This window comes from Streptomyces sp. NPDC051020, from assembly GCF_040683105.1.
In the GTDB taxonomy this organism is placed as follows: domain Bacteria; phylum Actinomycetota; class Actinomycetes; order Streptomycetales; family Streptomycetaceae; genus Streptomyces.
Genome location: NZ_JBFBCG010000043.1, coordinates 1 through 26,766 on the forward strand (window position 1 = coordinate 1; position 26,766 = coordinate 26,766).

Genomic DNA, 26,766 nt, shown 5'->3' on the forward strand with positions numbered 1-26,766 from the left:
TCGAGGTCGCGGTGGGGGTTGAGCCGAGATACGGGAGATCCCCGCCATGGCGGGGATCTCCCGTATCTCGGCTCAACCCCCACCGCGACCTCGACAAGGACGTCGTCGACCGCTGACCGTCCGGCACACGACAAGGGCGCCCGCAGCCATCACGGGTGAGCAATAGTCCCCGAGTTCCGCGTTCATCCCCCAGCGTCTGGCACGACTGAGAGTGCCTGGACCTGGGCCTGTTACCTCGTTCGGGTGGCCGCAGACCGTTCTGACCCAACCTCGCCCGTAGTGCGCAACCCTCATCCCTGTCGGGATTCCTTCAGTCTGGGTGAAGTCGTGGAGGCGTGGGTTGGCTCTGGCCGTAGTACGCGATCTGCGCGAGTACCGGGCGCCGGTGAACGAGGAGGAGCTCGCCGAGTTCGAGACTGATGTGCTGGCCGGGTTCGTGCTCGCGCGGGCGTCGGCCGGTCTGGTCGACAGCACGATCCGCAACGACACCAACCACCTGGAGCTGATCCGGGACTGGTTCGGCCGTCCGTTGTGGGAGATGGAGCCGGCCGACGCCGACGTCTACTTCGGCAAAGTGCTCCGCGACGCCAAGCCCTCGACGCGGACCGGGCGGGCGGGCGCGCTGGCGGTGTTCTTCCAGTTCCTTGAGCTGCGGCACAAGGTTGAGCTGCACAACCTCACCGGCCATGTGGTCGAGTGCCCGCTGGATGAGATGAACCGGCCGCGGGCCTCGGTGGAACCGCAACTGCGGATCCCGCCCAGCGAGGCGGAGATCGAGACGCTATTCGCCGGATGGCGCGAGCAGCTGGTGACCTGCCGCAAGTTCGGCCCGGCCGCCCGCAACTACGCGGTCGCCCGGCTGGCGGCCGACGTGGGACTGCGGATCAACGAGGCACGGATGCTCGACCTGGACGACATCCGGTGGGAGCTGGGCCGGTTCGGCAAGGTCAACGTCCGGCACGGCAAGGGATCCCGGCGGCGTGGACCGAAGCCGCGGCTGGTGCCGCTGATCAACGGCGCCGACCGCAACCTGCGCTGGTTCGTCGAAGACGTGTGGGGCCACTTCGATGCCGACCACACCCGCCCGGGCGCCCCGCTGTTCCCCTCCGAGCGCAAGAACCGGGATGGCTCCTGCTCGCGGGCGACCGCCGACGTCTTCCGCCGGTCGCTGGCCGACGCCGCGGCCCAGCACCTGCCTACCTGGGCCGGGAAGCTCACCCCGCACGTGCTGCGGCATTTTTGTGCCTCCCAGCTCTATCTCGCTGGCATGACCTTGTTCGCCATCCAAGAACTACTCGGACATACCTGGACCGGAACCACGGCCCGGTACATCCACGTCCACGGCACCCATGTCGAAGACGCCTGGGTCGCCGGACAGCAGCGCGCCACCGACCGATGGAAAGGACTGGCCCAGTGAAGTGGAACCTTCGCCTGGCGGCCGCCAACCGCGGCATCTGGAAGGCCAGCGAACTCCAGCGGATGCTCGCCGAACGCGGTGTGGTGATCAGCGCGGGGAAGATGTCGGGGCTGTGGTCCGGCCAGCCGAACACCGTCAAGCTCGACGAGCTGGACGTCATCTGCGCCGTGCTCGGCTGCGGTGTCGAGGAACTGCTCCTGCCCGAGCCGGAACGGGTGCCGGAGCCGACGCCGGCGACGGACTCGCAGGCCGCCGCGGTGGGCCAGGCCCGTGCCATCGCCCCACGCGCCCGCACCGGCAGGTCCCTGCCGCCTCGATGAACTGCGTGCACTGCGGCAAGCCGCTGCCCGACGGATCACGGCGTGACCGGGCCTACTGCGACCACAACTGCCGTGCCCTGGCCTCGTATTACCGGCGCAAGGCGGGTATCCCGCCCCCGCCGCGCTGGCAGCACCCCGCGCTGGCCTCGGACAACCCTGCGCTGCGGTCGGCCGCGGCCCATGCCAAGCAGCTCGGCGAGGCCAACGGATGGTCACCGTCACTCATCCGGTGCGCGATGGACGGCCTGACAGCGGTGCTGGCCGACCGCCCGCCCGGCAAACCGGTGAAGCTCACCGAAGTCCGTACGCGAATACCGCGACACGCTTCCAGCCATCGGGTCGCCGAGGTCCTCACCGACCTCGAACTGCTCGAAGACGACAGTGTGTTGGCAATCCGCTCCTGGATCGAGGACCGCACCACCGAGCTGCCCGCCGGCTTCGCTAGTGACGTTCGCGCCTGGCTGCTGGTCCTGCTCGACGGCGACAGCCGTGCCAAGCCCCGGTCCCACACCTGCCTTTACGTCTACTTCGGCTGCGTCCGCCAGCTGCTGGAGGACTGGGCGACGACCCGTGGGCACTTGCGCGAGATCACCGTCGCCGATGTCACGGCCGCGCTGTCACCCCTACGCGGATGGCAGCAACGCAACGCCATCGCCGCACTACGCTCACTGTTTCGCTTCGCCAAGAAGCGCGGCCTGATCTTCGCCAACCCCACCACCCGCCTCAAGACCGAAGCCATCCCGCGCAGCCTGCTGCCGATGACCGACGCCGAGGTCCTCACCGTCCAGCGGATCGCCGTCACCCCAGCGCAACGGCTGATCGTCGCCCTGGCCGCCGTCCACGCCGCCCGCGCTACGGCCATCCGACGCCTCACTTTGGACGACCTCGACCTGCCCAACCGCCGGATCACCATCGCCGGACACACCCAACGGCTCGGCGAACTGCCTCACCAGACCCTGCTGGCCTGGCTCGCCCAGCGTCGCATCACCTGGCCGAAGACCCCCAACCGGCACGTATTGATCAACGCGAAGACCGCCCTGGAAACCGGGCCTGTCAGTGCGGAATACCTCAAGCGGCATCTGCTGCACCAGGGCGTCTACCTCGAACGCATCCGCGGCGACCGGGTGCTGCACGAGGCGCTGACCGTCGGTGCTGACCCGCTGCACCTCGCCCTGGTCTTCGACCTGTCCCACACCACCGCGAGCCGCTATGCGGCCATCGCCCAGAACCTGCTCGACGACCAGATCGAGCAGACCGCCGATGATGAAGATTCTTGATTTCGGCTCTGTCCGCAGTTTCGGGAGCCCCGTTCAGAAGGACCGGTATATCCCCTCGGGATCATCGTGAGCCCATGCCGCGTACTCCTCGAAGCCCAGGTTGCCGATGCTCAGGTTCGCGTGGACGTCGTGGACCCCTGCGGGGATAGTGCGGAAATCGCGGCCGAACTCGCTCAGCTGTTCGTAGTCCTCATCGCCCGCGCACTCCTCCCGCGTCAGCGTGGTGACCGCCAGCAGTGCGTGGCTTTCGGCCTGCATGGTTGTACGGTCGGCGAGAAAGACAACGGCCAGGTTGTCGTCGGCGCAGACCGCAGTCAGCACCTCGTCAACGGTCGCCCCTGCCCAGGTCGGATCGTCGATGAAGTGGACGTGCGCCTCGTACTGCCTGTCTCCCCAGGGCTGCATCAGCGCCGCCGCGACGTCCTGCCACGCCTGGCCGTCGTGGTAGTCGGTCCTGACGACCAAAACATCGAACTCATCACGGCCAGTGACGGCGGGCAACGCTCTCATGGATCCTTCTCCTCGGTGACGATCGGTGAGCCGTGCCCGACTGTCTCATGGGCCGTTTTCAAGAGTCCTCATCACCGACAGCGAATGAGCATCTTGCCGATTCAGCAGCGACGAACCCACCGCACTTTCGAGCTTGCCGACCGAAGGCACCGTGGATTCCCGGTGAAAGCACCACAGTCACGCTGAACCCACGGCCGACGTGCCGTTAACGAGCAGCGACCCAGGTGACAAGTAACCTGCCAGTAGCTTTCGGATCGAAGGCCGTCGAGCCGGTTCGCATGCCTGGCCGATAGTCAGGTCAGGCCGGGTGGATCGCCGTTGAGATAGCGGCGGGCGGCGGTGACGAACGCGCGCTCGGCCTCGTCGTACATCTCCCGAACCCGGTTCGGAGGCACCGCTTCGCCCTCTGACACCAGTACTCGCTCGTTTTCGGCATCCGGCGGCACGATTTGGCAGACGTAGATGAGCGATCGGCCGATCCTGGTCAGGGAGTCAAGGAAGCCGAGCAGTTCGTCAGGGCCTTCGAGCGTGACCAAGGCCGCCGCCTTGTGCAGAGCGTCGTACGCCTCCGCGACCGCGTCGATGGCCTGGGAACGCTCCTCCTCGGCCTCCGTGCGACGGGCGTCGCTCTCGTTGTCGCGATTCCTGACCAAGTGGCAGAACAAGGCGGCGTCACGGGCCCGGGCGTCGGCGTCTCGGAGGGTCCGCACGGCGGCGAGCAGTTCGAGGAAGGCGGCACGCTGAGCGGTCCGGCGATCCTGAGCGTGCTGGGCGCGGGCGGTCACCCCGGCTGCGGCGACAGGGCTGCGGGCCGCCCGGACTGCGGTGCGGGCCTGCCAGTAGACGGCCGGAAGGCCCACCGCTGTGATGGCGACGGTCGCGACAGCCGCGACGCCCTCGATAGTCACGACTGTGATCCCGTCTGATTCTCCAGGGCCGTCTCGGACTGTTCGTCCTCAGCAAGGATGCGGTAGACCGTGGCGACCGAGGGGCGCTGGCCCTTGTTCTTGCCCGAGGTGATGACGAGCCTCTGGGCGATCTGCGGTACGGGCACGCCGTTGGCGCGCAGGCTGCGGGCGTAGTCGGCCATGTCGTCGTCGACGACCTTGGGCCGCCCGCCGTGACGGCCGCGCTCGCGGGCGGACGCCTGGCCTTCCAGGGACTTCTCCCGGATGTACTCGCGCTCGGACTCGGCCATGCCGGCGAAGAATGCGAAGAGGGCGACGCCGTGCCCGGAGGGGTCGTAGACGCCCTGGAGGGGGCCGGTGAGGAGTTCGAGCTGGATGTCGTGGTGACGCAGATCTTCGGCGATGGCCAGCAGCTCGGCGGCGCCGCGGCCCAGGCGCTTCATCTCGTGCACGGTGAAGATCACCCGTTGATGCGGGACGGCCCTCTTGATGGTGCGGGCGAAGTCCATCGCCTTGACGAACTCCGGCCGCACCCTGATCCGGGTGCTGATCTTCTCCGAGAAGACCGGATCACAGCCTGCCTCCTCCAGGGCGTCGAGCTGGCTCTGGAGCTCCTGCTGGGCGGTACTGCAACGGGCATACCCCACCCTCGTGGGCTTTGTTGGGGGTCAGCCGAGATACGGCCGGAAGGGATAGCAGCGTGATCTGGGCGCTGTGGGCGGCTGCTCAGGTCTGCGGTTCGTCCTCTGCGAGGACGCGGTAGACGGAGGCGACGGATGGGTTCTGGCCCTTGTTCTTGCCGGTGGGGATGAAGAGCTTGGCGGCGATGTCAGGTACGGGGACGCCGCCGGCGCGCAGGGTGCGGGCGTAGTGGGCCATGTCGTCGTCGAAGACCTTGGGGCGTCCGCCGTGGCGGCCGCGGTCGCGGGCGGATGCCTGTCCTTCGAGGGATTTCTCGCGGATGTACTCGCGTTCGGACTCGGCCATGCCGGCGAAGAACGCGAAGAGGGCGGCGCCGTGCCCGGAGGGGTCGTAGATCCCTTGGAGGGGGCCGGTGAGGAGTTCGAGTTCGATGTCGTTGGTGCGCAGGTCGTCGGCGATGGCGAGGAGTTCGGCGGCGCCGCGTCCCAGCCGCTTCATCTCGTGCACGGTGAGGATCACCCGTTGGTGGGGGACGGCCTTCTTGATGGTGCGGGCGAAGTCCATCGCCTTGACGAACTCGGGCCGCACCTTGATGCGGGTGCTGATCTTCTCCGAGAAGACCGGGTCGCACCCGGCTTCCGCCAGGGCGTCGAGCTGGCTCTGGAGTTCTTGCTGGGCGGTGCTGCAACGGGCGTAACCCACTCTCGTGGGCTTCGCCGTGGCCTCGGGCACCGAGGCGTCGAGGGCGGGGCCCATTTCCCACGCGCGGCCGGGGCCGCGGTCGGCGGGGGTGCGGACTTCGAGTTTGGCGCGGAGCTGGGGGACGAGCATGAAGCGGGGGGTGTGGTACTTCGGGGCGACTTTGCCGCCGCGGGTGCGGCAGGTGCTTCCGGCGGGGACGGAGCAGGTGGGGCAGTCGAACTGTTCGACGGCGGCGGCCGGTTCGGCGGGCTGGCTCATGTCTCAGAAGCTACCTGAGGGAGCTTTGTGCGAAGGCTGTTCTGCGAGAGGTTCTGAGAACCGGGATCGGGGACGAACCGGACACTCTTCGGGGCGGCTTGATCGTTCGCAGAACTACTCATTTGTGAGAATACAGAGAAGTCGAACGTGCAACCGATCGGAGCGCCTTGCCTGGCGCCACGTCGCGGCGAAGATGTGTGCTCAGGCGGGCTGACGGAGCGCGCTGACCAGCGCGCGCGGGTCGTCGGCATGGAAGCGGATGGTGCGGGCCTCTTCCGTCGCGCCGAGCGGGCGGGTGAAGGGGAGTGGCCGGTTCAGTTCCAGGGTCACCGAGGTCTGGCTGCCCACGATCAGGTCGAGGACCCCGTCCTCGGAGAGGGTGATCAGGCCGCCCTCGGGATAGCGCCGGTCGACCCGGACCGAGGCGACCGCGTCCGGCGGTACGGCGAGGTCGAAGAGGGCTCCGTAGCGGATCCGCAGAGAACCGTCGGGGCGCACGACGTGCGGCCGGGTGACGCAGGCGGCGTGCAGAGCCAGCACAAGGACGACGCCGTACAGGTCGAGTATCAGGATCACCCGGTGGACTGCCGGCCAAGGGATGAGGAAGGCCAGGCCCACCGTCTCGATCACCATCACGAAGAGCAGCCCGTACATCATCGCGGTCTGGGGCCCGGTATACGCGGCAGCGAGGTCCCCGGGGCGCACCCCGTGGGTGCCGCGCCGGACCCACCGCCCCAGGGAGGCGAGGGCGCGCAGTTCGTGGAGGACCAGGCGGCGGACCGTCACCGGCACCGCCTCCCGAACGGCGGCTTTCCGCGCTGCCCGGCGGTCCGCGCCGCGGGCGCGTGCGGCGACGTACAGAGAGCGCAGCACCCAGGCTTCCAGCAGCAGTACTGCGAGCACCAGCGCCTCGGCGCCCGCCAGCGCCCACCCGGGCGGCCGGACCCCGGCCACGAGGCAGGCCGCCAGGGCCAGTTCCCCCGGCAGTACGGCGGCTACCGCGACCCGCGCCGCCCGTACGCCCCTTGGCCGGCCGCTCATCCCCGGCCCCTTTCCATGAAAGCCTCCATGAGCCGGCCCACGACTTCCGCCTGCGCGGGGGTGTACTCGGCGAGCAGCGCCTCCTTGAACCCGGTCACGACCACCCCGTCCTCGGGGATCGCGGCGAACAGCTCCTCGGGGACGGCTGCCATCAGGTCAGCTGCCAGGGGTGCGATCCTCGGATCGTCGGTCGGGGCTTCGGCGAGCCCGTCGAGGCGTTCATACAGTTCGCCAACCGCGGGATCGGCGACCAGCGTCCCGAGCAGCGCGAAAATCTCTTGGTTACCGGTGCTGGTGGCGTCCAGCAGCGTGAGGAACTCGCGGTCCTTGGCCGCGCTCGGCGAGTCTGTTCGGGGTGCCTGTGCCAGCAGTGCGGTGAGGGCGGGTGAGAAGGGCCCGGTCGCGCCGGGCGGCTCGGCGAGCAGGGCGCCGAGCCGGCAGCGGCGCTCCCTGATGTCGGCTTCCTGGCGGGCCAGGTCGGCGTCGAGTTCTTCCAATATCTCGGTCAGTTCGCGCCCGGCATCGTCGGCGAGGGCGTCGCGCACTTCATCGAGGCTGAGGCCGAGTTCGGTGAGCCGGCGCACCCTGGCGAGCAGGACGGCGTCGCGGACGCTGTAGGCCCGGTAGCCGTTGGGGCGCCGCTCCGGTTCCGGAAGCAGCCCGACATGGTGGTAGTGCCGGATCGCCCGGGTGGTGAGCCCCACGAGCGCGGCGATCTCTCCGATTCGCATGCCGCCAGTAGAAACCCTGCCGTTGCGTCAAGGTCAAGCGCTGAAAGTATCGTTGGGCGCAAAACGATTCAAGCGTGTCTACACACCGGAGTGGTACGTCTTCGCCAGCGCACGTATCTGGCCGGAGTCCGCTCCCGCTACTCCTCGTCGTCCTCGTCGAGTTCCACTGTGTCCGGGTCGCGAAGCGGGCGTAGGGCGCCGCCAGCCGGGGTGGAGGCGGTGAAGTTGTAACGGCCCAAGACGTTGAGGTTGCGGTGCTTGAGCGGGGACAGGCGGGCGATGTCCTCGTCCCGGATCTCGTGTCCCTCGGCACGGAGCCGGGCGACGGCGGCGTCGATGTACCGGGTGGTCCAGAGCACCACGGCGTTGAGGACCAGGCCCAGTGAGCCGAGCTGGTCCTCCATCCCGTCCCGGTACGCCTGGTGGATGGTGCCGCGCTTGCCGTGGCACACGTCGCGGGCCAGCTTGTGCCGGGACTCCTGCACGGTGAGCTGGCGGTTCATCTGGCGGCGGTAGGTATCGTCGACCGGGTCGACGACGCGGAGCAGGTGCTCGGTCTTGGCGATCCGGCCGTACTCGGCGAATGCCTGCCCCAACGGGGTCGGGTGGCCTTCGCGTCCGAACATCCGCAGCAGGTCGTAGGCGCGCACCTGGTTGGTGACCAGGGAACCGGCGACCCGGAGCATGTCCGGCCAGTGAGTGATCACCTTGTTCAGGTTGACCCGGTTGCGGGCCAGCGGCTCCAGCGGCCCGTACGTGCCGGTCTCTACGCCGGGAAGGGACGCGCGCCAGAACCGTTGGTCGTCTAGGTCCTTGAACCGGGGACTGAAGTTGTAGCCCAGGATGCGGAAGATGCCGAACACGATGTCGCTGTTTATGTGGACAGTTCAAGTTGATCTTCTTTCGGCGTGTTACTCGGATCGGTGCCGGGGCCGGCCGGAGTAGCCACCCGCATAGAGTGAGATCTTCGATGGAGTGGCAGGGGTGGCGACCGTGGAAATCACCGTCCAGTGGATACGGACGTCTTGGACGAAGCAGTCCCGGGGAGGAGAGGCTGCCGCCCGTAGGAACGCGGCCCCGGTCGGCTTCACTGTCCCGGCTTCGCCGCCCCCGTTTGCGCACGTGGTCCGCATGCATGAGCAAGACGGCTTCGAGCCCCGTGGCGGACAGGAAGACCTGCGCAAGGTCGATGTTCAGCTCCGTGAAGCCGACGGCCGGTTGAGGGTGCTTCCCCGAGTGCAGCCCTTGTTTGGCATACCCCCGCGGCCGCGACGGCCTCCGGCTGTCCGTCTGGCACCTGGACAGTGGGTCCGCTGGCAGCTCAACTACCGTTTCAGCAGCGCGGCAGGGATACGGGACTGGTCGTACTGGATGGACACCTTCAACATCGCCTACGGCCCGGTGGACGCCGATGTGTTCTTGTCGGATCCCACTGTGTATGTGGACGAGCGAGGACCGCTCCGGTAGCTCCACCACGGGTTGATCACGCACTGGAGCCGTTCCCCTCTGCTTCAGCGTTGAGGGGCTGACCGAGGTCGGATAGGAGTCTCTCGATGCGTTCGCTGGTGCAGCGGTGGCGTTCGACCTCGCGGTCCCAGCCGCGGTCGGCCGCGTCGCGGGCGAGCGTCAGCTCGACCTCGCGTCGTGCTCGCAGCCGTGGTGCGTACTCAGGTGTGGTGACGAACTTTGCGCAGGTCAGGTAGAGGTCGCACTCGCAGGGGCCTTCGGCGGGGAGCCGGAGGCAGCGGCCGAGTTCGAGTTCGGTCTTGAAGAAGTTCGTCTTCAGCCAGTCGACCGAGGTGTCGGGCAGCGCGCCGTTGCGTAGTTCGTCGGCGGCCGGGCCGGCGATGGTGGCGCCGGGGCCGAGCACGGACTGGTAGTCGCGCAGGACCGCCTGGTCGCTGACCTGCGCATAGACAAGGGCCATGTTCACGGAGGTGTGTCCGAGGACCTTCATGATGGTGTGGAGTTTCGCGCCGCGTTCGGCGAGCTGGGTGCCGACGGTGTGGCGGAAGCGGTGGGCCGAGACGGTGCCGCGGCCGGTGCTGCCGCGTCCGCCGGGGCGGACCAGGCCGACGGCCTTGCAGGCGGCCTGGATCGGGGTCTCGAACAGGTAGTACGTCGACAGCAGCTTGCCGTGGCTCATGAACAGGTAGCGGATCTCCTCGCCGGTGCGCTCGTCGGTGAACGGCCGCTCCGGTGCGTGTCTGCGCAGGTCGATGACCTTCTGCAGGGCCTCGGCGGCGTCCTCGTGCAGGGGGACGACGCGCTCTTTGTAGGTCTTGCGGCCGGACAGGCGGAGCCGCGGGGTTCCGTCGGGGTAGCGGTCCAGGCAGTCCAGCGGCAGGCGCTGGATCTCGGTGCGGCGGGCTCCGGACCAGCGGGCGACCAGCAGGGCGGCCCGCTGGAACGGGCAGGCGATCGCGTCGATGGCGGGCATCAGCCGGCCGAGTTCCTGCTCGGGGATGAACCGCGGCACCTTCTCGGTGTACTTCGGTGCGTCGCCAGCGCCGATGAGGGTGTGGCCTGGCACGTCGTCGTACTGCCAGAGCGCGGTGTCCCGGAAGAACTGCGACAGCCCGGAGATCCGCTGGATCCGCGACATGACACCCAGCGGTTTGCCCGTCGTCGGCGCCGGAGCCTCGGCGATGTGACCGATCCAGTCCAGACAGTGCTGGCGCGTGACGTTGGCGAACGTCGTGATGCTGGGATGGTGTTCGCCGAGCCACTGCCCGAAGACCCGCACCGCGAGTTCCAGCTTCTCCACCGTCGAGGGCGCGTCGGTCAGCCGGCGGGCCACGAGCCACTTCTCCGCGACGGCCTGCATCCGGGGCGGCAGCACCAGGGCCGGTTTCCACGACGGCATCAGCTTGCGCGGCTGCGTGGCAACCTGACCGCGATGGAAGAGCACCACCTTCAGCTGGTGCAGGTGCGTGATCCAGCATTTCGCCGGGCCCTCGTAGAACTGCTCTGCCGATGGGTAGAAGGCCCCGAACTCCGGGTTTTCCGGGAAGAGGCGGATGGCTTCGAGGACCTCGTCGATGTGCTCGCTGGTGATGTCGTCGACGTCGGTCAGGCCGTTGCGGAGCACGATCCTGGCCACCGACCAGTGCATCGCCTGCTTCGCCGCCGGTCCGCTGTAGCCGAGGGCGATCGCCTCCTCGACCAGGGCCGTGGTGCCCAGGTCGATCCCGGCGAGCGCGGCCTGGTCGTGAACACGCAGCTGGCCAACAGCGAACATCCACGGGTAGTCGAACGTCGCATATCCGCGCAGGCCGAGGTAGGTGAGGTAGGGCCGGGCCTTGTGCGAGGCGGGAAACGACGGGGAGTGGAAGGACTCGCCGGGCGGTCGGCCCACCCGGTCGGCCAGCGGCTCGGCGAACCACGCGGCCAGGTCCGGCCACCGTGCGAGAAAGGCCCGGTAGAAGCGCAGTTTGGCGTTGAGGTAGTGGTGGTTGAAGCCGTCCTGACCGCGGACGAACCGCACGTACTCGTGGTCGGGGCAGTGCCGGGGGCGCTGTCGGCGGACCGGGTCCGGGCTGGCGGCCATGGCCGCAGTGGAGATCGGGCCGCCCCTCATGAAGTGGCCTCCCGCGGCTTGCCCAGAGCGTCCAGGGCCTGGTGGTAGTCGGCGACGACTGCAGGGTCGGAGACCCGGGTGTAAAGACGCGTCGATTCCGGCGAGGCGTGACCGAGTCGCTTCTGCAGCGTCAGCTCTCGCATTCCGCCCTCCCACATGCGGGTCGCGTGAGTATGGCGCAGGGCATGCGGGGTCACCCAGGGCTCGCGGATGCCGGCGCGGGCGCAGGCCCGGGAGAACATCCGCACCAGCCCGTCGTAGCCCAGCGCCTCCAGCCGTCGGGCGCCGCGGCCGCCGATGAGGAACACCAGCCGGCTGTCAGCGTCCTGCGGACGCTCGTTCATCACATAGGCACTGACCGTGGCCAGGGTCTCCGCCTCGTGCAGGTCCACGACGCGCTCCTGGCGGGACTTCGACCGGGCGCCCTTGGGGTGGTCGTCACGATGGCGGACCACCACGCGCCGCCGCCCGTAGGCCAGATCGTCAAGGTGCAGGCCGAGGACCTCGCCGGGCCGCAGTCCGCCGTGAAGCATCAGCAGCACGATCGCCCGGTCGCGCAGCCCTCGCAGCTGCGAGAGCAGCAGCTGGACCTGCTCGTCATCCAGGGGACGGGGCACCCGCTGAACGGTCTTGACGCGTACGGCCCGACGGACGGGGCGTTGCCGACTGGCCCGGCCCATGAACGGGCGGTGCCGCTCGGAGACGCGCTGCAACGCGGGGTCCGGGCGCTTCTCGATCGGGTTGGCCCGCTCCAGCAGCCCGGCCAGGATCGCGTACTCGTAGAACGAGGACACCGCGGCCAGGATCCGGTTCACCGTGCTCGCCGCGAGCTTGGTCGCCGGCCCGTCGGCATCCATCGTCACCACCGACAGCGTCATCCGGCGACGCGGACGACGGGACGGCACCGACCGCAGGTACTCCAGTAGCGCGATCGCGTCCGGCGGACTGAACCGCTCCCAGCTCAGACCCCGGCTCTCGAAGAACCGCCACAGATGCCGGAGGTCGTAGGCGTACGAGACGAGCGTGTTCGGCGAACAGTCCCGAGCGCCGAGGAACCGCAGGAACCCCGCAACGACCTCGACCGGCATCCCATCCTCGTCGAGCAGCTCGACAACGGTCGAGCCGTCCTCCACACGACGCTGCTGAACCCGCACGGACACCCCCACGGCCATCGCACCCGACGGCCCCAATGGCCGCCCCCAACTCCCAACGGAGAGTGAGGTGTCCAGGTAACTAAATACGAGGCGTTGTCGGTGGCGACCATCTCCGGCTTCACCCCGCCGTCGAGGTTCAGCAGGGCGTCCAGGATGTGCAGGGAGTCGCGCGGCGTGCCCGGCACCACCATCTGCCCGATGCCCGCGACCTGGTCGTTGACGGCGTTGAGCCAGGTGATGCCGCGCTTGAATCCGAAGTACTTCGGCGACGGGGCGGCGTTGATGGTGCGGACGGGAACGACGAACCGCAATCCGTCGACTGAGGCCAGCAGCCCGTCTCCCCAGTACCGCACGATCGGCACCTGGCCCTGCGCCTCGATCAGTGCAGCGTTCGCCGCGGCGATGGTGTCGGCCCGCAGGTAGAACTGGTCGACGTGCACCAGCCGGGAACGGTGAAGCGCCTCATGCGCGGGGTTGATGACCGGGGTCATACCAATGTTGCACGCCTCCGAGACCAGGAGGGCCACCAGTGAGGTGGTCAGGTCCTTCATGCGGGTCGTGCCGTCGCCCAGGTGCACGAACGCGTCCAGGAACCCGGTCCAGCCGTGCACCTCGAACAACAGCTCCGGCAGGTCGATCTTCGGGAGCATCTTCTCCACCCGCCCCCGCAGCCACGTCAGGGACTTCGGCTCGCCCAGCGCGCCGAGCTTCGACACGTTCAGCTTCGCCCGGCCGCCCGGCGGGACCTCGATGGTGACCTTCGTGTCTTGCCCAGCCGACTCCAGCCGCTCCGCCATCTGCTTCCACGCCGCATCCAGCGCCGTCACCAGCACGGCCAGGTGCTCCTCGACCGGCATATCCAGGCTCAGACCCGCCAGAACGTCCTCCCGAACGGCCTCCCACTCCGTGCCATCCAGCAGCCGGGCGCGCGGGTCGGACCAGCGGTGCGAGGGAGAGGCGAACACGTCCCGGCGCTGAAGCGCGCGGTGCAACTGCTCCAGCACGCACACCACGTATGCGTCCCGGTCCACAGCCCCCGGCGGCAGCTCGGCGTTGGCATACACCGCCTTGCGCCACGCGGCCGGCACCAGCTTGTCATCGACCTCGCGCGGCAGCAGCGGCTTGTCCCTCACCCGCCGCCGAGCCAGAGCGGGCAGCCGCTTCACCCCGGCCAGCACCCGCTTCCCGCCGGTCGCCGCGTCCAGCGCCTTCGACTCGCCCAGCAGCGACAGGAACGGCCGCACCGTGTTGTACCGGGTGGCCAGCGCCGCCCGCATCGCGACGGCCGCCGAGTCCTCGTCCTCCGGCACCAGCGAGACCACCAGCACGGCCGCACTCATCACCGCGGCCCGGGGCGCGACCTCCTCCACCGCCCGCCACAGTGCCGCAGCGTCCAGATCCGTGCCGTGCGCCTCGACCAGCTCCAGCTCCTCGAACAGCACCTTCGCCGCCCGCGCCAGGGTCCGCGACGCCTTCTCCAGCTGCGGAAGCGTCGAGAGCCGCTCCTTGTCCGTCGCCCGCTTCGCCGTGCTGATCAGCCTCGTCGCCATCAGCACCGAGAACAGGTCAAGGGCCTCATCGATCGCTTTGGCCTCAAGGTGGCGCATCACCGCGGTGAGCATCGCCGTGCGCTTGGGCTCCGCGGCCCGCTCCAGGCTCGCTGCCTTGGACCCCAGGCCGTAACGGGCCAGCGCCGCGAGCCGGTTCGGCGGGATCTGCGACAGCTTCAACCGCCCCAGCTGGAACGCACCGATCTCATCGACGCGCTCCAGCGACCGCGCGAACGCCGTGCCCGTCGTACGCGTCGGCGGCCGGCGCAGCCGCTCCAACTCCGAGTACCGGCCGCCCTCCGGCGTCACCAGCGTGGCCACCAGGTCCGCCGGCAGCGCAGGGTCCGCGCGGTGAGCCGCCCTGGCCACGGTGGCGTGCAGCCGCTTCTCCGCGATCGTGCGAACCTCCGACACCTGCCGGGCCAGCACCGAGACACCCGGCAGCAGCACCCGGTTCCGCCGCAGCCAGCCCACCGCCTGGTTGAACAGCGCGACCGGCCCCTCCGCATGGGTCCACGCCCGGCCGTGCAGGAACGTCCGGAACTTCCGCCCCCACTCCGCATCTTCGTACGGGTGGTAGCCGTAGGCATCCCGGATCTCCCACGCGTGCTCGTACGCCGTCTTCAGCCGCTCGGTGTACCGCTTCACGCACGAGGGGTCCTGAATCCCGAGCTGTACGGCCAAGTGCTCGACCACGGGCCACGGCACCACGAGAGGGTCCTCCAGAAACAGCCCCACGTAGCGGACCGTGCACATCTGGAGGGCGAAGCCCAGCTGATGATGCTTCGTACGCCGCAGCGCGATCAGATCCCGGTCGACATCGTCCAGGAAGAAGAACCGCTCCAACTCGGGTCTCGTCGGCTCCTCGGCGAACTTCCCGTACGCCTCGGCCTGATCATCAGTTAAGAACTCCACCGGCATGACGCGGACCGTAGCCAGGCCCCACCCGTGATCGACGATCTTTCGGCGAACCTCAGTTCTGGGGATGATCGCTGTGCTAGCCGATCGTGATCGTTCTCAGCGCCAACGGCTGTACCGATGTTCCCCAAGGCCGGTTCACCACTCTCAACGAGCTGCGCGCCGGCCAAGACGACATGCGCGGCGCCGTCTCCGAGACCCACCGTGACCAAGCCCGCGCCGCGATTGTCTTCACCGCGGCCGGCATCGACGCCTGCCTGCGTACCCTGCTGCGGGACTCTCTGCCCATCCTGCTGTCGACCACCGGTGAAGCACACGGCGCGTTCGTCAGCCACTTCATGTCCAACCGTCTCACTGGGGACCTGACCTCGACTCTGCTGCCCAATTCCGTCAGGCGATGAGTCGGTAGTGGAGTCGTTCGAGGTTGCTGTTGCGGGTCCGGCCGGGCGGGGTGGTCCAGTGCGCGTCGAGCCTGATGACGTTCATCGCGGTGGCGGAGAAGGCGTGTTGGAGGCGGACCTTGGGCAGGCCGCGGTAGCGGGCCCGGCGGATGCCGGTGATGTCGAGGGCCTGGTTGATGGTGCCCTCGATCCCGGAGCGGAGTGCGTACTTGCTCTTCCAGGTGTCGGTCTTCTGCTCGGCTCGGGCCCGGACGAGGGCTTCGTGGGGTTCCTCGGGCCGCAGGGTGAGCATGCGGCGGCCGAGTTTCGAGTTGGTGCACTGCTTCTGGAAGGGACAGGAGCGGCAGGTCAGGACGCTGAAGGTGATGACGATGGCGTCCTTGCCGTGTTGCTTGACGGGGTTCCAGTGCGAACTGGTGCGGCCGGCGGGACAGCGGACCTGGCGGGTCTTCCAGTCGATGGTGAAGGCGTTCTTGTCGAAGCCGGCGGAGGCCTTGGCCTGCGGGGAGTGGTCGAGGAGGACGGGGGTGACCATGCGGATGCCCTGGTGGTGGGCGGTGGTGATCAGATCGGCCGACGGGTAGCCGGAGTCGAGGTAGTGCTCGGCCGGCTTGACCTTGTGTTCGGTCAGGTTCTGCTGGATCGGGGCGGTGGCCTTCGCGTCGGGCACGGTCGCGACGGTCGTGAAGACATCGGTGATCAGCCGGGGCGCCAACCCTGCTTCGGCTTCGGCGGGAGCGTTGTCGCAGGTCTCGGTGAGGTGGACCTTGTATCCGAGCCAGAACAGGTCCTCGCCCTTCGCCGACCAGCGGGCGTCGGGGTCGTAGGGGGAAGCCAGGCGGATACTGCCGGGCGGGACGCCCTCGTCATCGGCGTCCCGCTTCTTGACCACCTCCCGCCCCCGGGAATCGGTGCGCACGGCGTAGGTCTGCACGAGGATCTGCCGGAGCAAGGCCACGGCCTCGATCTCACGGGTCCACACGGGGGCGTCGTCCGCCCAGGCGGCCCGGCACAGGGTCAGCGCGTCCTGGCCGTACACCTGCGCGAGCCTCTCCCGCCTGGCCTTCGAGCGCGGCATCGTCCAGCCGTCGACGCGCGGCCCGTACCGCTCGGCGAACTCGGCGACATCGACCACGCCGGCCAGCCAGGACGGCGCCGCGAGGGCCAGGGCCTCCAGCGCGGCCCGCACGCTCTCCCCGGCCAACTCGGTCCGGTTCAGGTCACGGACCGCGCTGATCACATGGGTGGAATCGGTACGCTGCTTCCCACCCGCCTTCACCAGCCCTTCGATGCGACAGTGCTCCAGCAGCCGGTCGAACACCACCCGCTCCATACCGTGATCGGCAAGCCGGGTGCGGAACTTGGACAGCACGCTGGCATCGAAGCCGCTATCAGCGAGTTCCAGTCCCAGCGCGTACTTCCAGTCGATCGCCCGAACCGCCATCACCGCGGCCTGCCGATCGGTCAGGTCCTCGCAGTACTGCAACACCATGACCAGCGACAACACCCCCGGCGACAAGCCCGGCGCCCCCCGCGCCCCGAACGCCTCGGCGAATGGCTCGTCGGCGAAGACCTCCGCCAGCCGGTCCCGCAACCGTATCGCCAGGCTCCCCCTCGGGAACGCAGCCCGCGCCACCGCCGCTGTCTGCTCCGGAATCTCCGGCAGCCCCACCGGCCGCATCGACACCCGCACCACCTCCACGGCCGCACGACAGGACACCGGCCGTACCGCAGATCATCACCGCCCCGCCCTCACCCCCGCAGCGAATTGGGCAGCAGAGCCGACGTAGATGTCAAGGACCCTGGACCATGATCGGTCCGGGGTCTTTGGGCTTGCGCCCCCGGCAGGATTCGAACCTGCGACACCCGCTTTAGGAGTGGGATTGAATCCTTGATCGGGGGTGCTCGTTACTGCTGGGTGGTGCTGTCCTTGCAGGTCAAGCGCTATCCAGCATGATCTTTGGTGCTGGCCGTGACAGTTGGTGTTCGACCATCCGCTCGCTCATCGCTCACGCGCGGATGTTGCACGACTGGCGTTGCGCGGGCTCTTGCCGCGGCGCTCACGCGTCGCCGACTACTCCAGGATATCCAGTGGCGGCAGTCGCGGTCGGCCCTTCGGAGTCGGCGAGGAGCTGGGCCTCCCTCGTGCGGAACCCGCACCCAGAGCGTCGGGGTGCGGGCCTTCGCGTCATGTGCCGAGTACGGATACGAAGTGTGTTGTCGCCTTCCTGCGTCGTTCCGTTACGCCGAACGCCGTCCCGGTGCCTTGGCTCGTGATGGTGAGGAGCCGTCCGTCCGCCCGTAGCTCCGCAGAACTCTTGCTTCGGTCGGCCGCCCACAGAACGGCAGTCGGGACATCGAGGAGCTTGTTGTACGTGAACGCCAGAACCCGGCGTTCGGTGAGGACGACGAAGCAGCCACGGACCGTGCGCCATACCACCGGGGTGTGAGGACGGCGGACCGGGAACACCACGATCGGGGACTCGCTCTCGTCAAGGAGCGTCTGTACCCGGCTGCGCTCCTTCCACGATTGCCCGCTGAAGTACACGGTCCACCACGCCGCAATGACGAGCGCGTAGATGAGGAGACCCTCGGTGGTGGCGCTGAGGACATACACGAACAACACCGCGAGCAGTGGCAATCCCAGCCATAGTGCGACGAAAAGGATCAGCCGTTTCCGTAGCGCGCGGCTCGCCACTCGCTGTATCCGCGACTCGATGTCGTACATTCCGTCACCCCTGTGGTTCGGCTGGAGGGCCCGGCGCCCCCCGCGCCCCGAACGCCCCGGCGAACGGCTCGTCGGCGAAGACCTCCGCCAGCCGGTCCCGCAACCGTATCGCCAGGCTCCCCCTCGGGAACGCAGCCCGCGCCACCGCCGCTGTCTGCTCCGGAATCTCCGGCAGCCCCACCGGCCGCATCGACACCCGCACCACCTCCACGGCCGCACGACAGGACACCGGCCGTACCGCAGATCATCACCGCCCCGCCCTCACCCCCGCAGCGAATTGGGCAGCAGAGTCGACCTCTGCCACAAAGACGGCGGTCGTGAACATCGACCCGCGAGCCGCTCTGATCGACCTCTACGTCGAGGATCTGACCGGCAGGAGTATCCAGGGCGGCCCCGACCTCATCCGCTGCCGCAACGCCCTTGGCCTCAAACTGGATCCCGCCCTCGACGACAAAATACTCAAGGGGCACCAGCCGTTCTTCAACGCCCGGCACGAGGTCGTCCACGAGCTGGACCTGATCGACCCGGCCGGTCGCGGTAGCCGCGGACGCCGCCACCGCGACCTCGCGGCCGTCGGCGCCCAGTGCGACGGCGCGCTACAGCTGCTGCACGCCTTCATCGCGCCTACCGCCCGTACAGTGCGTCAGACACGGCGGACGATGGGGCTACACGTCACATGACGGAGAGTGCAGACGCACACTCTGGCGCCGATGTTCCTCGCCCCCGAGTTCCGCGCTCTCCCTCAGCTCTATCTAGCTAGCTGGCTAGCTGGCTAGCCCTTCGGAGGGAGCTGCCAACTATCCCCTGACCTTGGGAGATACGGTGAATCTAGATAGATAAAGTGCGGTGACTCAGAGGGACGCTCTCTGTGTGGTGGGACGCTCCCGGCGGCGCGTCCTGGAGCGGGAGGGCAGAGCGGACAAGCGCGTTCGCGCTTGGCACCCCCGGGTGCGGCCCCCTTGCGGGCCGCGCGTTCACCGACGACGGCCGAACCGGCCGCGGCCGGCCTCCCGGCCGTCGCCGGGCGCGGCCCGCGGCCTTCCGCACGTCACCCGCCCCGCCGCGCCCGTGCGACTCCCTGAGCGCTGCGGCCCGCCTACGAAGGTCCAGGGTCCGGCCGGTAATGCTGCTGGATTGAACGCTAAGGACTTGATCATGGTCTCGGTTCAGTCACTGGCGGGACGGCTGTGATATCCGCTGCCTAGCGTGACGATCTGTGACAGTTGAGTACCTCTCAGAGGATCAGATAGCCCGGTATGGACGCTTTGCCGGGGAGCCGTCAGTTCAGGAGCTGGAGGAGTTTTTCCGGCTGGACGCGGTGGCGCTGGAGAAGGCGGCGTCCAAGCGGCGTGCGCATAATCGTGCGGGCTGGGCGGTGCAGTGGGGCACCGTACGGATGCTGGGCACTTTCCTGAAGGTCCCGGCTGAGGTGCCGCCGGGTGTGGCCATATTCGTGGCGGAGCAGTTGGAGATCGATGGTCCGTCGTGTCTGAAGTCGTATCCGGAGCGGTTGCCGACTCAGCACGAGCACGCCCGGGAGATCCGGGAGCTTCTGAAGGTCCGGGACTTCGAGGACGGCGACCTGGCCTTGCGGGAGCACATCGCGGGTCGGGTGTGGGTCTCGGGTGAGGGGCCGAGGGCGTTGTTCGACCGGGCGGTGACGTGGCTGCTGCGCAACCGGGTGCTGTTGCCGGGGCTCACGCAGCTGGCCCGTCTGGTCGGCGAGGTGCGTACCGGTGAGCAGGCGCTGATCTACTCGGTGGTGGACGCGCCCGTCGAGCCGGAGTTCCGCCGCGAGCTGCTGGAACTGCTGACCGTGCCGGACGGCGCGCAGACCTCTGTGCTGGAGCGGTGGCGGAAGGGGCCGCGGGATGTGTCGGGGCGGGGGCAGAAGGCCGCGCTGGAACGGGCCCGGGATATCGGCGGGTTTCAGGCGGGTGAGCTGGATCTGTGGCGGGTGCCGCCGGTGAAGCTGGCGGAGCTGGCCCGGTACGGGATGGGCGCGCACGCGCCGACGTTGCGGCGGCTGGCCGAGCCTCGGCGTACGGCGACAATGCTGGCGACGGTGCGGCATCTGGAGGGCTCCTCGATCGACGACGCGCTGACGCTGTTCGACGTGCTGATGGCCACGAAGCTGCTGGCCCGTGCGGAGCGCGAGGACGGCAAGGCGCAGTTGCAGGGTCTGCCGAAGCTGAAGAAGGCGGCGGCGAAGCTGCGTGGCGCCGTCTCCGTGCTCCTGGATGTCCCGATCGAGGTCGAAACGGAGGGGGACGACGAGCCGGAGCTGTTGAGTTTTGCGCAGGCGTGGGAGCGGATCGAGCAGCTCGTTACCCGCGAGGAGCTGGCCAAGGCGATCGTGGAGCTTGCCGAACTCCTGCCGGAGGGCGGTGATAAGGATGCGGATGCCTCGTGGCGCAAGCAGCTGCTGGACCGGTACGCGACGGTGCGGCCGTTCACGTCGCTGCTGGCGGAGGTGGTGCCGTGGGGTGCGACGAAGGCCGGCGCGCCGATCGTGGAGGCGCTGAAGGAGTTGCCGAAGGTGCAGGCGCGGCGCAAGCCGGGTCCGGAGCACATCGACACCTCGCTGCTGGACGGGACGTGGCGGCGGCTGGTGCTGGGCAACCCGCTGCTGGCGGTGAACGGACTGATCGACAAGCACGCGTGGACGTTCTGTGTACTGGAGGCGCTGCACACCGCGCTCAAGCGCCGTGATGTGTTCGCCAGGGGTGCGGACAACTGGGGTGACCCGCGGGCGCGGTTGCTGTCCGGGCCGGACTGGCAGGTCAACCGGCCCCGGGTGCTGAACGCGCTGGAGCTGTCGGGAGATGCGGATGAGCACCTGGGTGAGCTGGAAGTGCTGCTGGACGAGATGTACGCGCACGTCGCGGAGGGGCTGCCGGGTAACGCGGCGGTGGACGTCGTGGACGGGAAGATCCGCCTGGACAGGCTGGAGGCAGACCCCGAGCCCGCCGGATACAAGATGGTGCGGGATGCGGTGGCCGGGATGCTGCCGAAGGTGGACTACCCGGAGCTGCTCCTGGAGGTCCACGCCCGTACCGGCATGTTCGACCCGTTCGAGCACATCGGCGGGAAGGTCGCCCGCCCGGCCGATCTCGACCTCACGCTGACCGCGCTGCTGGTGTCGAAATCAACGAATATCGGGCTGGAGCCGGTCGTCAAGCCCGGCGAGAAGGCGCTGACCCGCTCGCGGCTTACGGCTGCGGGCTGGGGTTACTTCCACCTGCCCGGCATGAGCGCGGCCTCCGGGCTGCTGGTCGGCCGACAAGGCGACATCCCCCTCGCTTCTGACTGGGGTGGCGGGCACGTCGCCTCCGCCGACGGGATGCGCTTCACCGTGCCGCTGCGGTCCCTCCACACCCGCCCCAACCGGAAGTACTTCTCGACCGGGCGCGGGGCGACCTGGCTCAACGTGGTCTCGGACCGGGTGATGGGGCTGGGCGGCATCGTGATGCCGGGCACGCTGCGCGACTCGCTGGGCATCCTGGACGCGATGTTCAACCTTGACGGCCCGGTCCGCCCGGAGATCGTCATCACTGATACCGGTTCGTACAGCGACCTTGTCTTTGGTCTGTTCGCGATCTGCGGCTACCAGTTCTCCCCACGGATCGCGGACATCTCCGACGCCCGGCTGTGGCGTTTCGACCTTGCCAGGGACTACGGGCCGCTCCAGCCCGTCTCCCGTCAGCGCGTGCAGGTGGAGCGGATCCGGCAGAACTGGGAGGACATGCTCCGCGTGGCCGGCTCTCTTCAGACAGGAAGGGTGCGGGCGTACGACCTGCTGCGGATGATGACCAGCGGCGACCGGATGACCGGCCTGGGCGACGCGTTTGCGCACTACGGCCGCATCTTCAAGACTCTCCACCTGCTTCAGTTCATCGACTCCGAGGCGTACCGCAGGATGATCGGCGTGCAGCTGAACATCGGCGAGGGCCGCCACGCGCTGGCTCGCCGGATCTTCTTCGGACGGCTCGGCGAGCTCCGGCACGGGTACCGGGAGGGGATGGAGGATCAGCTCGGCGCACTGGGTATGGCGCTCAACGCAGTGGTTTGGTGGAATACGCTCTACATGGACGCTGCCGTGAGCGAGTTGGAGACCGGCGGTGTCATGGTCTCCAAGGAGATCCGTTCTCGGCTCTCGCCGCTGGTCCATGAGCACATAAATTTCCATGGCCGGTATCCGATCGTCCGCAGCCACGGCGACGGCTCGCTGCGCGCGCTGCGCGACCCGAACGCCACGGAGGAGTAGGGGCTCGGTAGCCCCGATACCCCAGCGTCGGAGCAACCGGCAGGAACAGGGAAGAAGCCATGGTTCAGCTCAGCTGGTGGCCGAGGAGGGCGAGGCCCGGGGCGGCGGCGAGGTGCTGGTAGGCGTGCAGTCCGGGTGCGCCGGGGCGCGGGATTGCGCGGTCACGGTCCTGGAACGTGACCGCACCGATCGCCGTGCCCTGGGCGCGCAGCGCCAGCAGACCGGAGAGCACCCTGGGGAACAGCTCGACGGGGGCGGCCGCCAGCGCCGCGTCCCACCAACGGGCGCACGCGTCGTCGGGATCGGCGACGTCTAGGAGCGCTAGGACATCGACGCGGCGGCGTCGAAGGGCGTCGGGCGGAAGCTCACCCGGCGACACGCGGCGGCCGGTCGCGCAGGTGGCGACCCCCGCGAGGGTGGAACGTACGGCGGTCGCACCGTCCAGTGGATCCACTTCGTGGGCGATGCCCTGGAGCTACTTCTCCAGGAAGTACCGAGGCGGACCGGGATCACCGGCGGGTACTGCGGGAAGGCTCTGTCCCGGGACCAGAGCTGTCAATTCGCCTGTCCGAGGATCGGCGCTGTACCCCTGCTGCCCCTCGGCGAACGGCACCACTTGACCGTCCGGTCCCACGAAGCCCAGGAGCACGGAACGACCCGTCCGGGGATCGGTCTCGTACGCAAGGCCCCAGCCGGCCGCTGCCGCCGCCACCGCGGCCGCGTCGGTGTCCTTCAGGCTCGCAGCACCCGCGGGGGCGGCACCTGCCGCCACGCAGAGAAGGGCAGTTGATAACGCGATGTGCAGAAGTTTCATGGGGCTCCGCTCTTGTGCCAGCTCTGATGAAAGATCTCATCGTAGTGGTTAAAACTCGTTGCCGGCGAAACGGCTGGAAGCCGCTGACCCACTCAATGATGGCGTGAAGTAACCGACAGGTCACCTACCGCGACGTGCGCGGGGTGGGTATGTTCGATCTCCATAAGGGCCGCGATCTTCGCGGCCTCACACATGTCTGGAGTGTCGAATGAAGTTACGCGTGAAGGCAGTTGTCCTCGCAGCCCTGGCCGTCGGCAGCATGCTCGCGGGAACCGCACAGGCGTCCGCCGCGGACTCGCAGGCCGACGTACAGCCGCTGAGATGGGTCGGGAAGGCCGTTCCGAGCGCCGATGCGCCGACCGGCCAGGTAGCTCACTACCTGGCCGACCCCGAGGCGGGGACCATCACTTTCCTCGGCTTCGTAGCCCCCGAGCCGGAGATCAGCACCTCGATCGTTGAGCACAACCCCGCCCAGACCGGCGACTGCATCCTCGCACCGACCGGCACCCCTTACGCCTCCTACGGGTTCCACGGCGCGGGTACCATAAATGGCACCTGGTCGAACCGCAAGCGGATCACCGGAGGCACCGAACGCTGCGCCGGCACGTATCACGCCCAGAGCGGAGGCAGCAGCTTCAACACGCCCACCCTCGCCTCAGGCGCCTTCATCGACTTCACCGCCGCCACCGTGTTCAACCAGATACGCATCTGACCTGCGTAGTAGTTGTACAGCTGCCCCTGCCGGGTGACCGGCGAGCAGCGTAAGGACACCGTGCCGAATACCTCCGCAACGGAGTCATGGGCGAGTCTGGGGTTGCCACTCAGGCTCGCCCTGGGCGACATCGACGCAGCCGTGGTGACCGCCCGCGACGCCGTCACACGCATGGGAGGCGTCACCTCCGCACAAAACTCGCCCGTCGCCGCGGCGTGCACGCCATCGCCGACTTCCTGAACGACACCGGGACTGAGTAGCGGAGAACCGCATCGCGACACCACCACCGGAGAGTGTCGGCAAACGACCGTCTGCCGACACTACGGCCGGTGATCACGAACCCGCAGGTGGGCGCTGTCGGCAACTCGCGTCGGAAATCAACGTCGGTGAACGGTCGTTGGGGTAGTTTCCGACAATGCTTCTCGGATACTGCCGCACATCGACGGCCGACCAGAACCCCGATCATCAGATCGACGCACTTCTCCGCAATGGCGTCGACCGCGACAACATCCACGTCGATGTCGCCAGCGGCGCGAAAGCCTCCCGCCCCAAACTCGATCTCGTCATGCAGCTGATGCGCGAAGGCGACACGCTGAAGGTCACCCGGCTCGACCGGCTCTCCCGCTCCGTCCTGCACCTGGTCACCCTCGGCGTCGAGCTGCGCGAGCGCGGGATCGGCCTGCACGTCATCGAGCAGGGCATCGACACCGCCACCATGGAGGGCCGCGCGATGTTCGGCATGCTGTCCGTACTGGCCGAGCTGCAGAGGGAGCTGATCGTGGCGAACACCAACGACGGGCTCGCCTCCGCGCGGGCCCGCGGCCGTGTCGGCGGGCGCCGACCGAAGCTCACGGCCGACCAGGCCGAGCTCGCCCAGCAGCTCTACGACGCCCGGGAGAAGACCGTCCAACAGATCGCCGACATGTTCAACGTGCCCCGTTCCACGGTGTACGGACACCTCGACAAGACCAAGACCGTCCCCCGCCAGCCGAAGAAGGCCGTCGCCGCGAAGCCCTGAAGCTCCCCCGAGGCCACTTCTCAGGATCGACGCGAGACCATGATCAAGTCCTTAGCCTCGCCGTTTCGGTTGGGCTGAGGCGGCGTCGCTGATCGCCAACTGTTGGGTGGCCGACGTGATTTCGGTGCTTGGGAAGGGCGGAGTCCCGACGCGATGGTCGGGTTCTCCGGGTTCCTTCGGGTCGTGGGCGGACGGGGGTTTGCCGGTCAGCTGGCGGGTCGGGGCAGTGCGGCGAGGCGGTAGAAGGCCGTGGCCAGTTCGTGTCTCCAGGGCCAGGTCGCCGATATTCGCAGGTGGAGGCGTCGGCCGCCGCGGGTGAGGCGGGCGGCGACGTGCAGTAGCCGGTAGCGGAGTTTCTTCGGCTCGGCAGTGGCCAGCTCCCCGTCCAGGAGGAGGACACGGGTCCAGGCGAGCAGGTCGATCGCGGCGAGGCTGAGTTCGAGCCAGACGGCGTTGACGCCGAAGTCGCGGGAGGGGAAGCGGCCGAATCCGGTGGTCTTGCCGCACCGGATGTGGTCCTCGACAGTGGCATGTCCGCGGTGGCGGACCTCCAGGAACTGGGCGGAACCGCCACCGGAGTACGGGGTGTCGGTGAGGAACACCTGATGCCGTAGGCCCTCGTCCTGGTCGAACAGGGACAGCTGGGCTCCGGGGTGCGGCCGTTCTCGGCGCACGATGATGCGGGTGCCGGCCGGATAGCCGTCCAGATCGACCATGCCGGTCAGCTCGGCGACCTCGGCGCCATCACGCAGAGCCCCGTCCTGGTTAAGGGCGGGATGCCAGAGGCGCTCAGGCATGGCCCGGACAGCGCGGCGGACCGGCTCGGTGATGGCGTATCCGACCGAGAAGAAGGTACGGATTCCTCGTTTCCGCACGTCGCGGACGTGGGCGAGGAAAGCTTTCGCGGATCCGGCACTGTCGGTGCGGACAAGAATGTCGGTGCCGTGCCGATGCGCGTCGGGAATTTGCGCGAGTGCCTGGTCGAACACCGTGATGTGGTCGCTCGCGGTGTTGGCACCGGCGTTTCCAGGACGTAGTCGGCCCGACAGTGCCTCGCCGGTGTTGGCCAGGAAGCACAGCAGAGGGTGGAAGCCGAAGCCGCCCTTATAGGTGGGTGCGGCCTGCTCCTTCTCGGAGTGGCAGGTGACCAGCGTGGCGTCGAGGTCCAGGACCAGCCCGGGCAGAATACGTCCCGCGGCCCGGACCGGGGGTATGCCCTCGCCTTGCTCGGCGGCCTGTATCCAGGCGACTTCCCGAGCTTGGGCACGCGCCGAGCGCAGAGAAGCCAGTGTCCTCTCGTCGGTGTCGGCGAGCAGTCGCCAGGCCGTCGGTGTCGAGGCGACCGAACCGAACACCCCTGCCTGGTCCCGCAGTACGGCCAGGTCCGCGATGGCCTCACCGCCGTCGGCGAGCATCACCGCCAGGTCGGTGGCGATCCGGCCCGGATCATGCCCAGTCCCGCGCGGCCGAAGCGGCCGCAGCGCGGTGGAGTACGCAGCGGTCAGTCCGGTGGCATCAGCGAGATCCGCCAGCAACCGTGCCCCGGCATGACCGACCACTCCCGAACCATCGGCACTGACATGGATCTTGGGACGAAAACCGATAGTCTGCACGTAGAAAGTGCCCTCCGCCTGGACCGACAGAACCCCTCAGCAAGGTTCATCGTCCCAGGTCAGGAAGGCACTTTCGCGTTTCCGACCCCATAGCCAGCCGACCCCAAGCGAAATGGCGAGGTTAGCGTTCAATCCAGCAGCATTACCGGCCGGACCCCGCTTACCCCTGACGAAGCTCGGGGCATCACTGGCACGTTCCTTTCCA

At 68.4% G+C, this 26,766-nt stretch carries 23 protein-coding genes and 2 pseudogenes; 9 read left to right on the forward strand and 16 right to left on the reverse strand.

Annotated features, from left to right (window positions below; all coding sequences use genetic code 11):
- Nucleotides 1-340 precede the first annotated feature (340 nt).
- Genes AB0N06_RS22945 through AB0N06_RS22955 form a run of 3 tightly spaced genes read left to right on the forward strand, consistent with a single transcriptional unit; the run spans nt 341 to nt 3,014 of the window.
- Nucleotides 341-1,417: a site-specific integrase gene (locus AB0N06_RS22945; RefSeq protein ID WP_366136546.1), complete on the forward strand. Its 1,077-nt coding sequence runs from the start codon at nt 341-343 to the stop codon at nt 1,415-1,417.
- On the forward strand, nt 1,414-1,737 hold the full coding sequence (locus AB0N06_RS22950) for a helix-turn-helix transcriptional regulator (RefSeq protein ID WP_366136548.1): 324 nt from the start codon (nt 1,414-1,416) through the stop codon (nt 1,735-1,737). Before AB0N06_RS22945 ends, AB0N06_RS22950 begins: the two co-directional genes overlap by 4 nt.
- Nucleotides 1,734-3,014 (forward strand): hypothetical protein, encoded by a 1,281-nt coding sequence (locus AB0N06_RS22955; protein WP_366136549.1) that lies wholly within the window; start codon nt 1,734-1,736, stop codon nt 3,012-3,014. Before AB0N06_RS22950 ends, AB0N06_RS22955 begins: the two co-directional genes overlap by 4 nt.
- A 33-nt stretch (nt 3,015-3,047) precedes the next feature.
- Here the strand turns inward: AB0N06_RS22955 and AB0N06_RS22960 are convergent, their stop codons facing one another.
- The 7 genes and pseudogenes from AB0N06_RS22960 to AB0N06_RS22990 all read right to left on the reverse strand — a co-directional run.
- Nucleotides 3,048-3,524: a hypothetical protein gene (locus AB0N06_RS22960; RefSeq protein ID WP_366136550.1), complete on the reverse strand. Its 477-nt coding sequence runs from the start codon at nt 3,522-3,524 to the stop codon at nt 3,048-3,050.
- Nucleotides 3,525-3,817: 293 nt separating this feature from the next.
- Nucleotides 3,818-4,432: a hypothetical protein gene (locus tag AB0N06_RS22965; protein ID WP_366136551.1), complete on the reverse strand. Its 615-nt coding sequence runs from the start codon at nt 4,430-4,432 to the stop codon at nt 3,818-3,820.
- Nucleotides 4,429-5,079, reverse strand: a complete 651-nt coding sequence (locus AB0N06_RS22970; RefSeq protein WP_366136552.1) for a recombinase family protein — start codon at nt 5,077-5,079, stop codon at nt 4,429-4,431. Before AB0N06_RS22970 ends, AB0N06_RS22965 begins: the two co-directional genes overlap by 4 nt.
- Nucleotides 5,080-5,158: 79 nt before the next feature.
- Nucleotides 5,159-6,034, reverse strand: coding sequence for a recombinase family protein (locus AB0N06_RS22975; RefSeq protein ID WP_366136553.1), 876 nt, complete (start codon nt 6,032-6,034; stop codon nt 5,159-5,161).
- A 201-nt stretch (nt 6,035-6,235) separates the two neighbouring features.
- A complete protein-coding gene (locus AB0N06_RS22980; protein ID WP_366136554.1) occupies nt 6,236-7,075 on the reverse strand; it encodes a hypothetical protein in 840 nt (279 codons plus the stop codon).
- Nucleotides 7,072-7,806 (reverse strand): MerR family transcriptional regulator, encoded by a 735-nt coding sequence (locus AB0N06_RS22985; RefSeq protein WP_366136555.1) that lies wholly within the window; start codon nt 7,804-7,806, stop codon nt 7,072-7,074. Before AB0N06_RS22985 ends, AB0N06_RS22980 begins: the two co-directional genes overlap by 4 nt.
- A gap of 137 nt (nt 7,807-7,943) precedes the next feature.
- A pseudogene (locus AB0N06_RS22990) lies at nt 7,944-8,678 on the reverse strand (Tn3 family transposase); the annotation flags it as partial.
- A gap of 121 nt (nt 8,679-8,799) precedes the next feature.
- On the opposite strand from AB0N06_RS22990, the gene AB0N06_RS22995 reads away from it, so the two are divergent.
- Nucleotides 8,800-9,273: a hypothetical protein gene (locus tag AB0N06_RS22995; protein ID WP_366136614.1), complete on the forward strand. Its 474-nt coding sequence runs from the start codon at nt 8,800-8,802 to the stop codon at nt 9,271-9,273.
- 16 nt (nt 9,274-9,289) lie between these two features.
- On the opposite strand, the gene AB0N06_RS23000 is transcribed toward AB0N06_RS22995, so the two are convergent.
- The 3 genes and pseudogenes from AB0N06_RS23000 to AB0N06_RS23010 all read right to left on the reverse strand — a co-directional run.
- Complete coding sequence (locus tag AB0N06_RS23000; protein WP_366136556.1) at nt 9,290-11,356, reverse strand: site-specific integrase; 2,067 nt, start codon at nt 11,354-11,356, stop codon at nt 9,290-9,292.
- Between the two features lie 26 nt (nt 11,357-11,382).
- Nucleotides 11,383-12,474 (reverse strand): tyrosine-type recombinase/integrase, encoded by a 1,092-nt coding sequence (locus AB0N06_RS23005; RefSeq protein ID WP_366136557.1) that lies wholly within the window; start codon nt 12,472-12,474, stop codon nt 11,383-11,385.
- 149 nt (nt 12,475-12,623) lie between these two features.
- Nucleotides 12,624-15,011: pseudogene (locus AB0N06_RS23010) on the reverse strand (Tn3 family transposase); the annotation flags it as partial.
- Nucleotides 15,012-15,097: 86 nt separating this feature from the next.
- On the opposite strand from AB0N06_RS23010, the gene AB0N06_RS23015 reads away from it, so the two are divergent.
- The gene (locus AB0N06_RS23015; RefSeq protein ID WP_366136558.1) at nt 15,098-15,409 is read left to right on the forward strand and encodes a hypothetical protein; all 312 of its coding nucleotides are present in this window, start codon (nt 15,098-15,100) and stop codon (nt 15,407-15,409) included.
- Here the strand turns inward: AB0N06_RS23015 and AB0N06_RS23020 are convergent.
- From AB0N06_RS23020 to AB0N06_RS23030, 3 genes are all read right to left on the reverse strand, one after another.
- Complete coding sequence (locus tag AB0N06_RS23020; RefSeq protein WP_366136559.1) at nt 15,399-17,129, reverse strand: IS1182 family transposase; 1,731 nt, start codon at nt 17,127-17,129, stop codon at nt 15,399-15,401. The two genes, AB0N06_RS23015 and AB0N06_RS23020, sit on opposite strands and share 11 nt — an antisense overlap.
- Nucleotides 17,130-17,597: 468 nt before the next feature.
- The gene (locus tag AB0N06_RS23025) at nt 17,598-18,137 is read right to left on the reverse strand and encodes a hypothetical protein (RefSeq protein ID WP_366136560.1); all 540 of its coding nucleotides are present in this window, start codon (nt 18,135-18,137) and stop codon (nt 17,598-17,600) included.
- A gap of 4 nt (nt 18,138-18,141) precedes the next feature.
- Nucleotides 18,142-18,366, reverse strand: coding sequence for a hypothetical protein (locus AB0N06_RS23030; RefSeq protein ID WP_366136618.1), 225 nt, complete (start codon nt 18,364-18,366; stop codon nt 18,142-18,144).
- Between the two features lie 88 nt (nt 18,367-18,454).
- Between AB0N06_RS23030 and AB0N06_RS23035 the strand changes: the two genes are divergently transcribed.
- Both AB0N06_RS23035 and AB0N06_RS23040 read left to right on the forward strand, forming a co-directional pair.
- Nucleotides 18,455-18,817 (forward strand): hypothetical protein, encoded by a 363-nt coding sequence (locus tag AB0N06_RS23035; RefSeq protein WP_366136561.1) that lies wholly within the window; start codon nt 18,455-18,457, stop codon nt 18,815-18,817.
- A 536-nt stretch (nt 18,818-19,353) separates the two neighbouring features.
- Nucleotides 19,354-22,404, forward strand: coding sequence for a Tn3 family transposase (locus AB0N06_RS23040; protein WP_366136562.1), 3,051 nt, complete (start codon nt 19,354-19,356; stop codon nt 22,402-22,404).
- Between the two features lie 64 nt (nt 22,405-22,468).
- Here AB0N06_RS23040 and AB0N06_RS23045 read toward each other — a convergent pair whose 3' ends face one another.
- Complete coding sequence (locus AB0N06_RS23045; protein ID WP_366136564.1) at nt 22,469-22,858, reverse strand: hypothetical protein; 390 nt, start codon at nt 22,856-22,858, stop codon at nt 22,469-22,471.
- A 21-nt stretch (nt 22,859-22,879) separates the two neighbouring features.
- Nucleotides 22,880-23,218, reverse strand: a complete 339-nt coding sequence (locus AB0N06_RS23050; protein WP_366136565.1) for a hypothetical protein — start codon at nt 23,216-23,218, stop codon at nt 22,880-22,882.
- A gap of 220 nt (nt 23,219-23,438) precedes the next feature.
- Between AB0N06_RS23050 and AB0N06_RS23055 the strand changes: the two genes are divergently transcribed.
- Both AB0N06_RS23055 and AB0N06_RS23060 read left to right on the forward strand, forming a co-directional pair.
- Nucleotides 23,439-23,930, forward strand: a complete 492-nt coding sequence (locus AB0N06_RS23055; RefSeq protein WP_366136566.1) for a hypothetical protein — start codon at nt 23,439-23,441, stop codon at nt 23,928-23,930.
- Between the two features lie 415 nt (nt 23,931-24,345).
- The gene (locus tag AB0N06_RS23060) at nt 24,346-24,948 is read left to right on the forward strand and encodes a recombinase family protein (RefSeq protein ID WP_366136567.1); all 603 of its coding nucleotides are present in this window, start codon (nt 24,346-24,348) and stop codon (nt 24,946-24,948) included.
- Between the two features lie 206 nt (nt 24,949-25,154).
- Here AB0N06_RS23060 and AB0N06_RS23065 read toward each other — a convergent pair whose 3' ends face one another.
- Nucleotides 25,155-26,591: an IS1380 family transposase gene (locus AB0N06_RS23065; RefSeq protein WP_366136615.1), complete on the reverse strand. Its 1,437-nt coding sequence runs from the start codon at nt 26,589-26,591 to the stop codon at nt 25,155-25,157.
- Between the last annotated feature and the right edge of the window lie 175 nt (nt 26,592-26,766).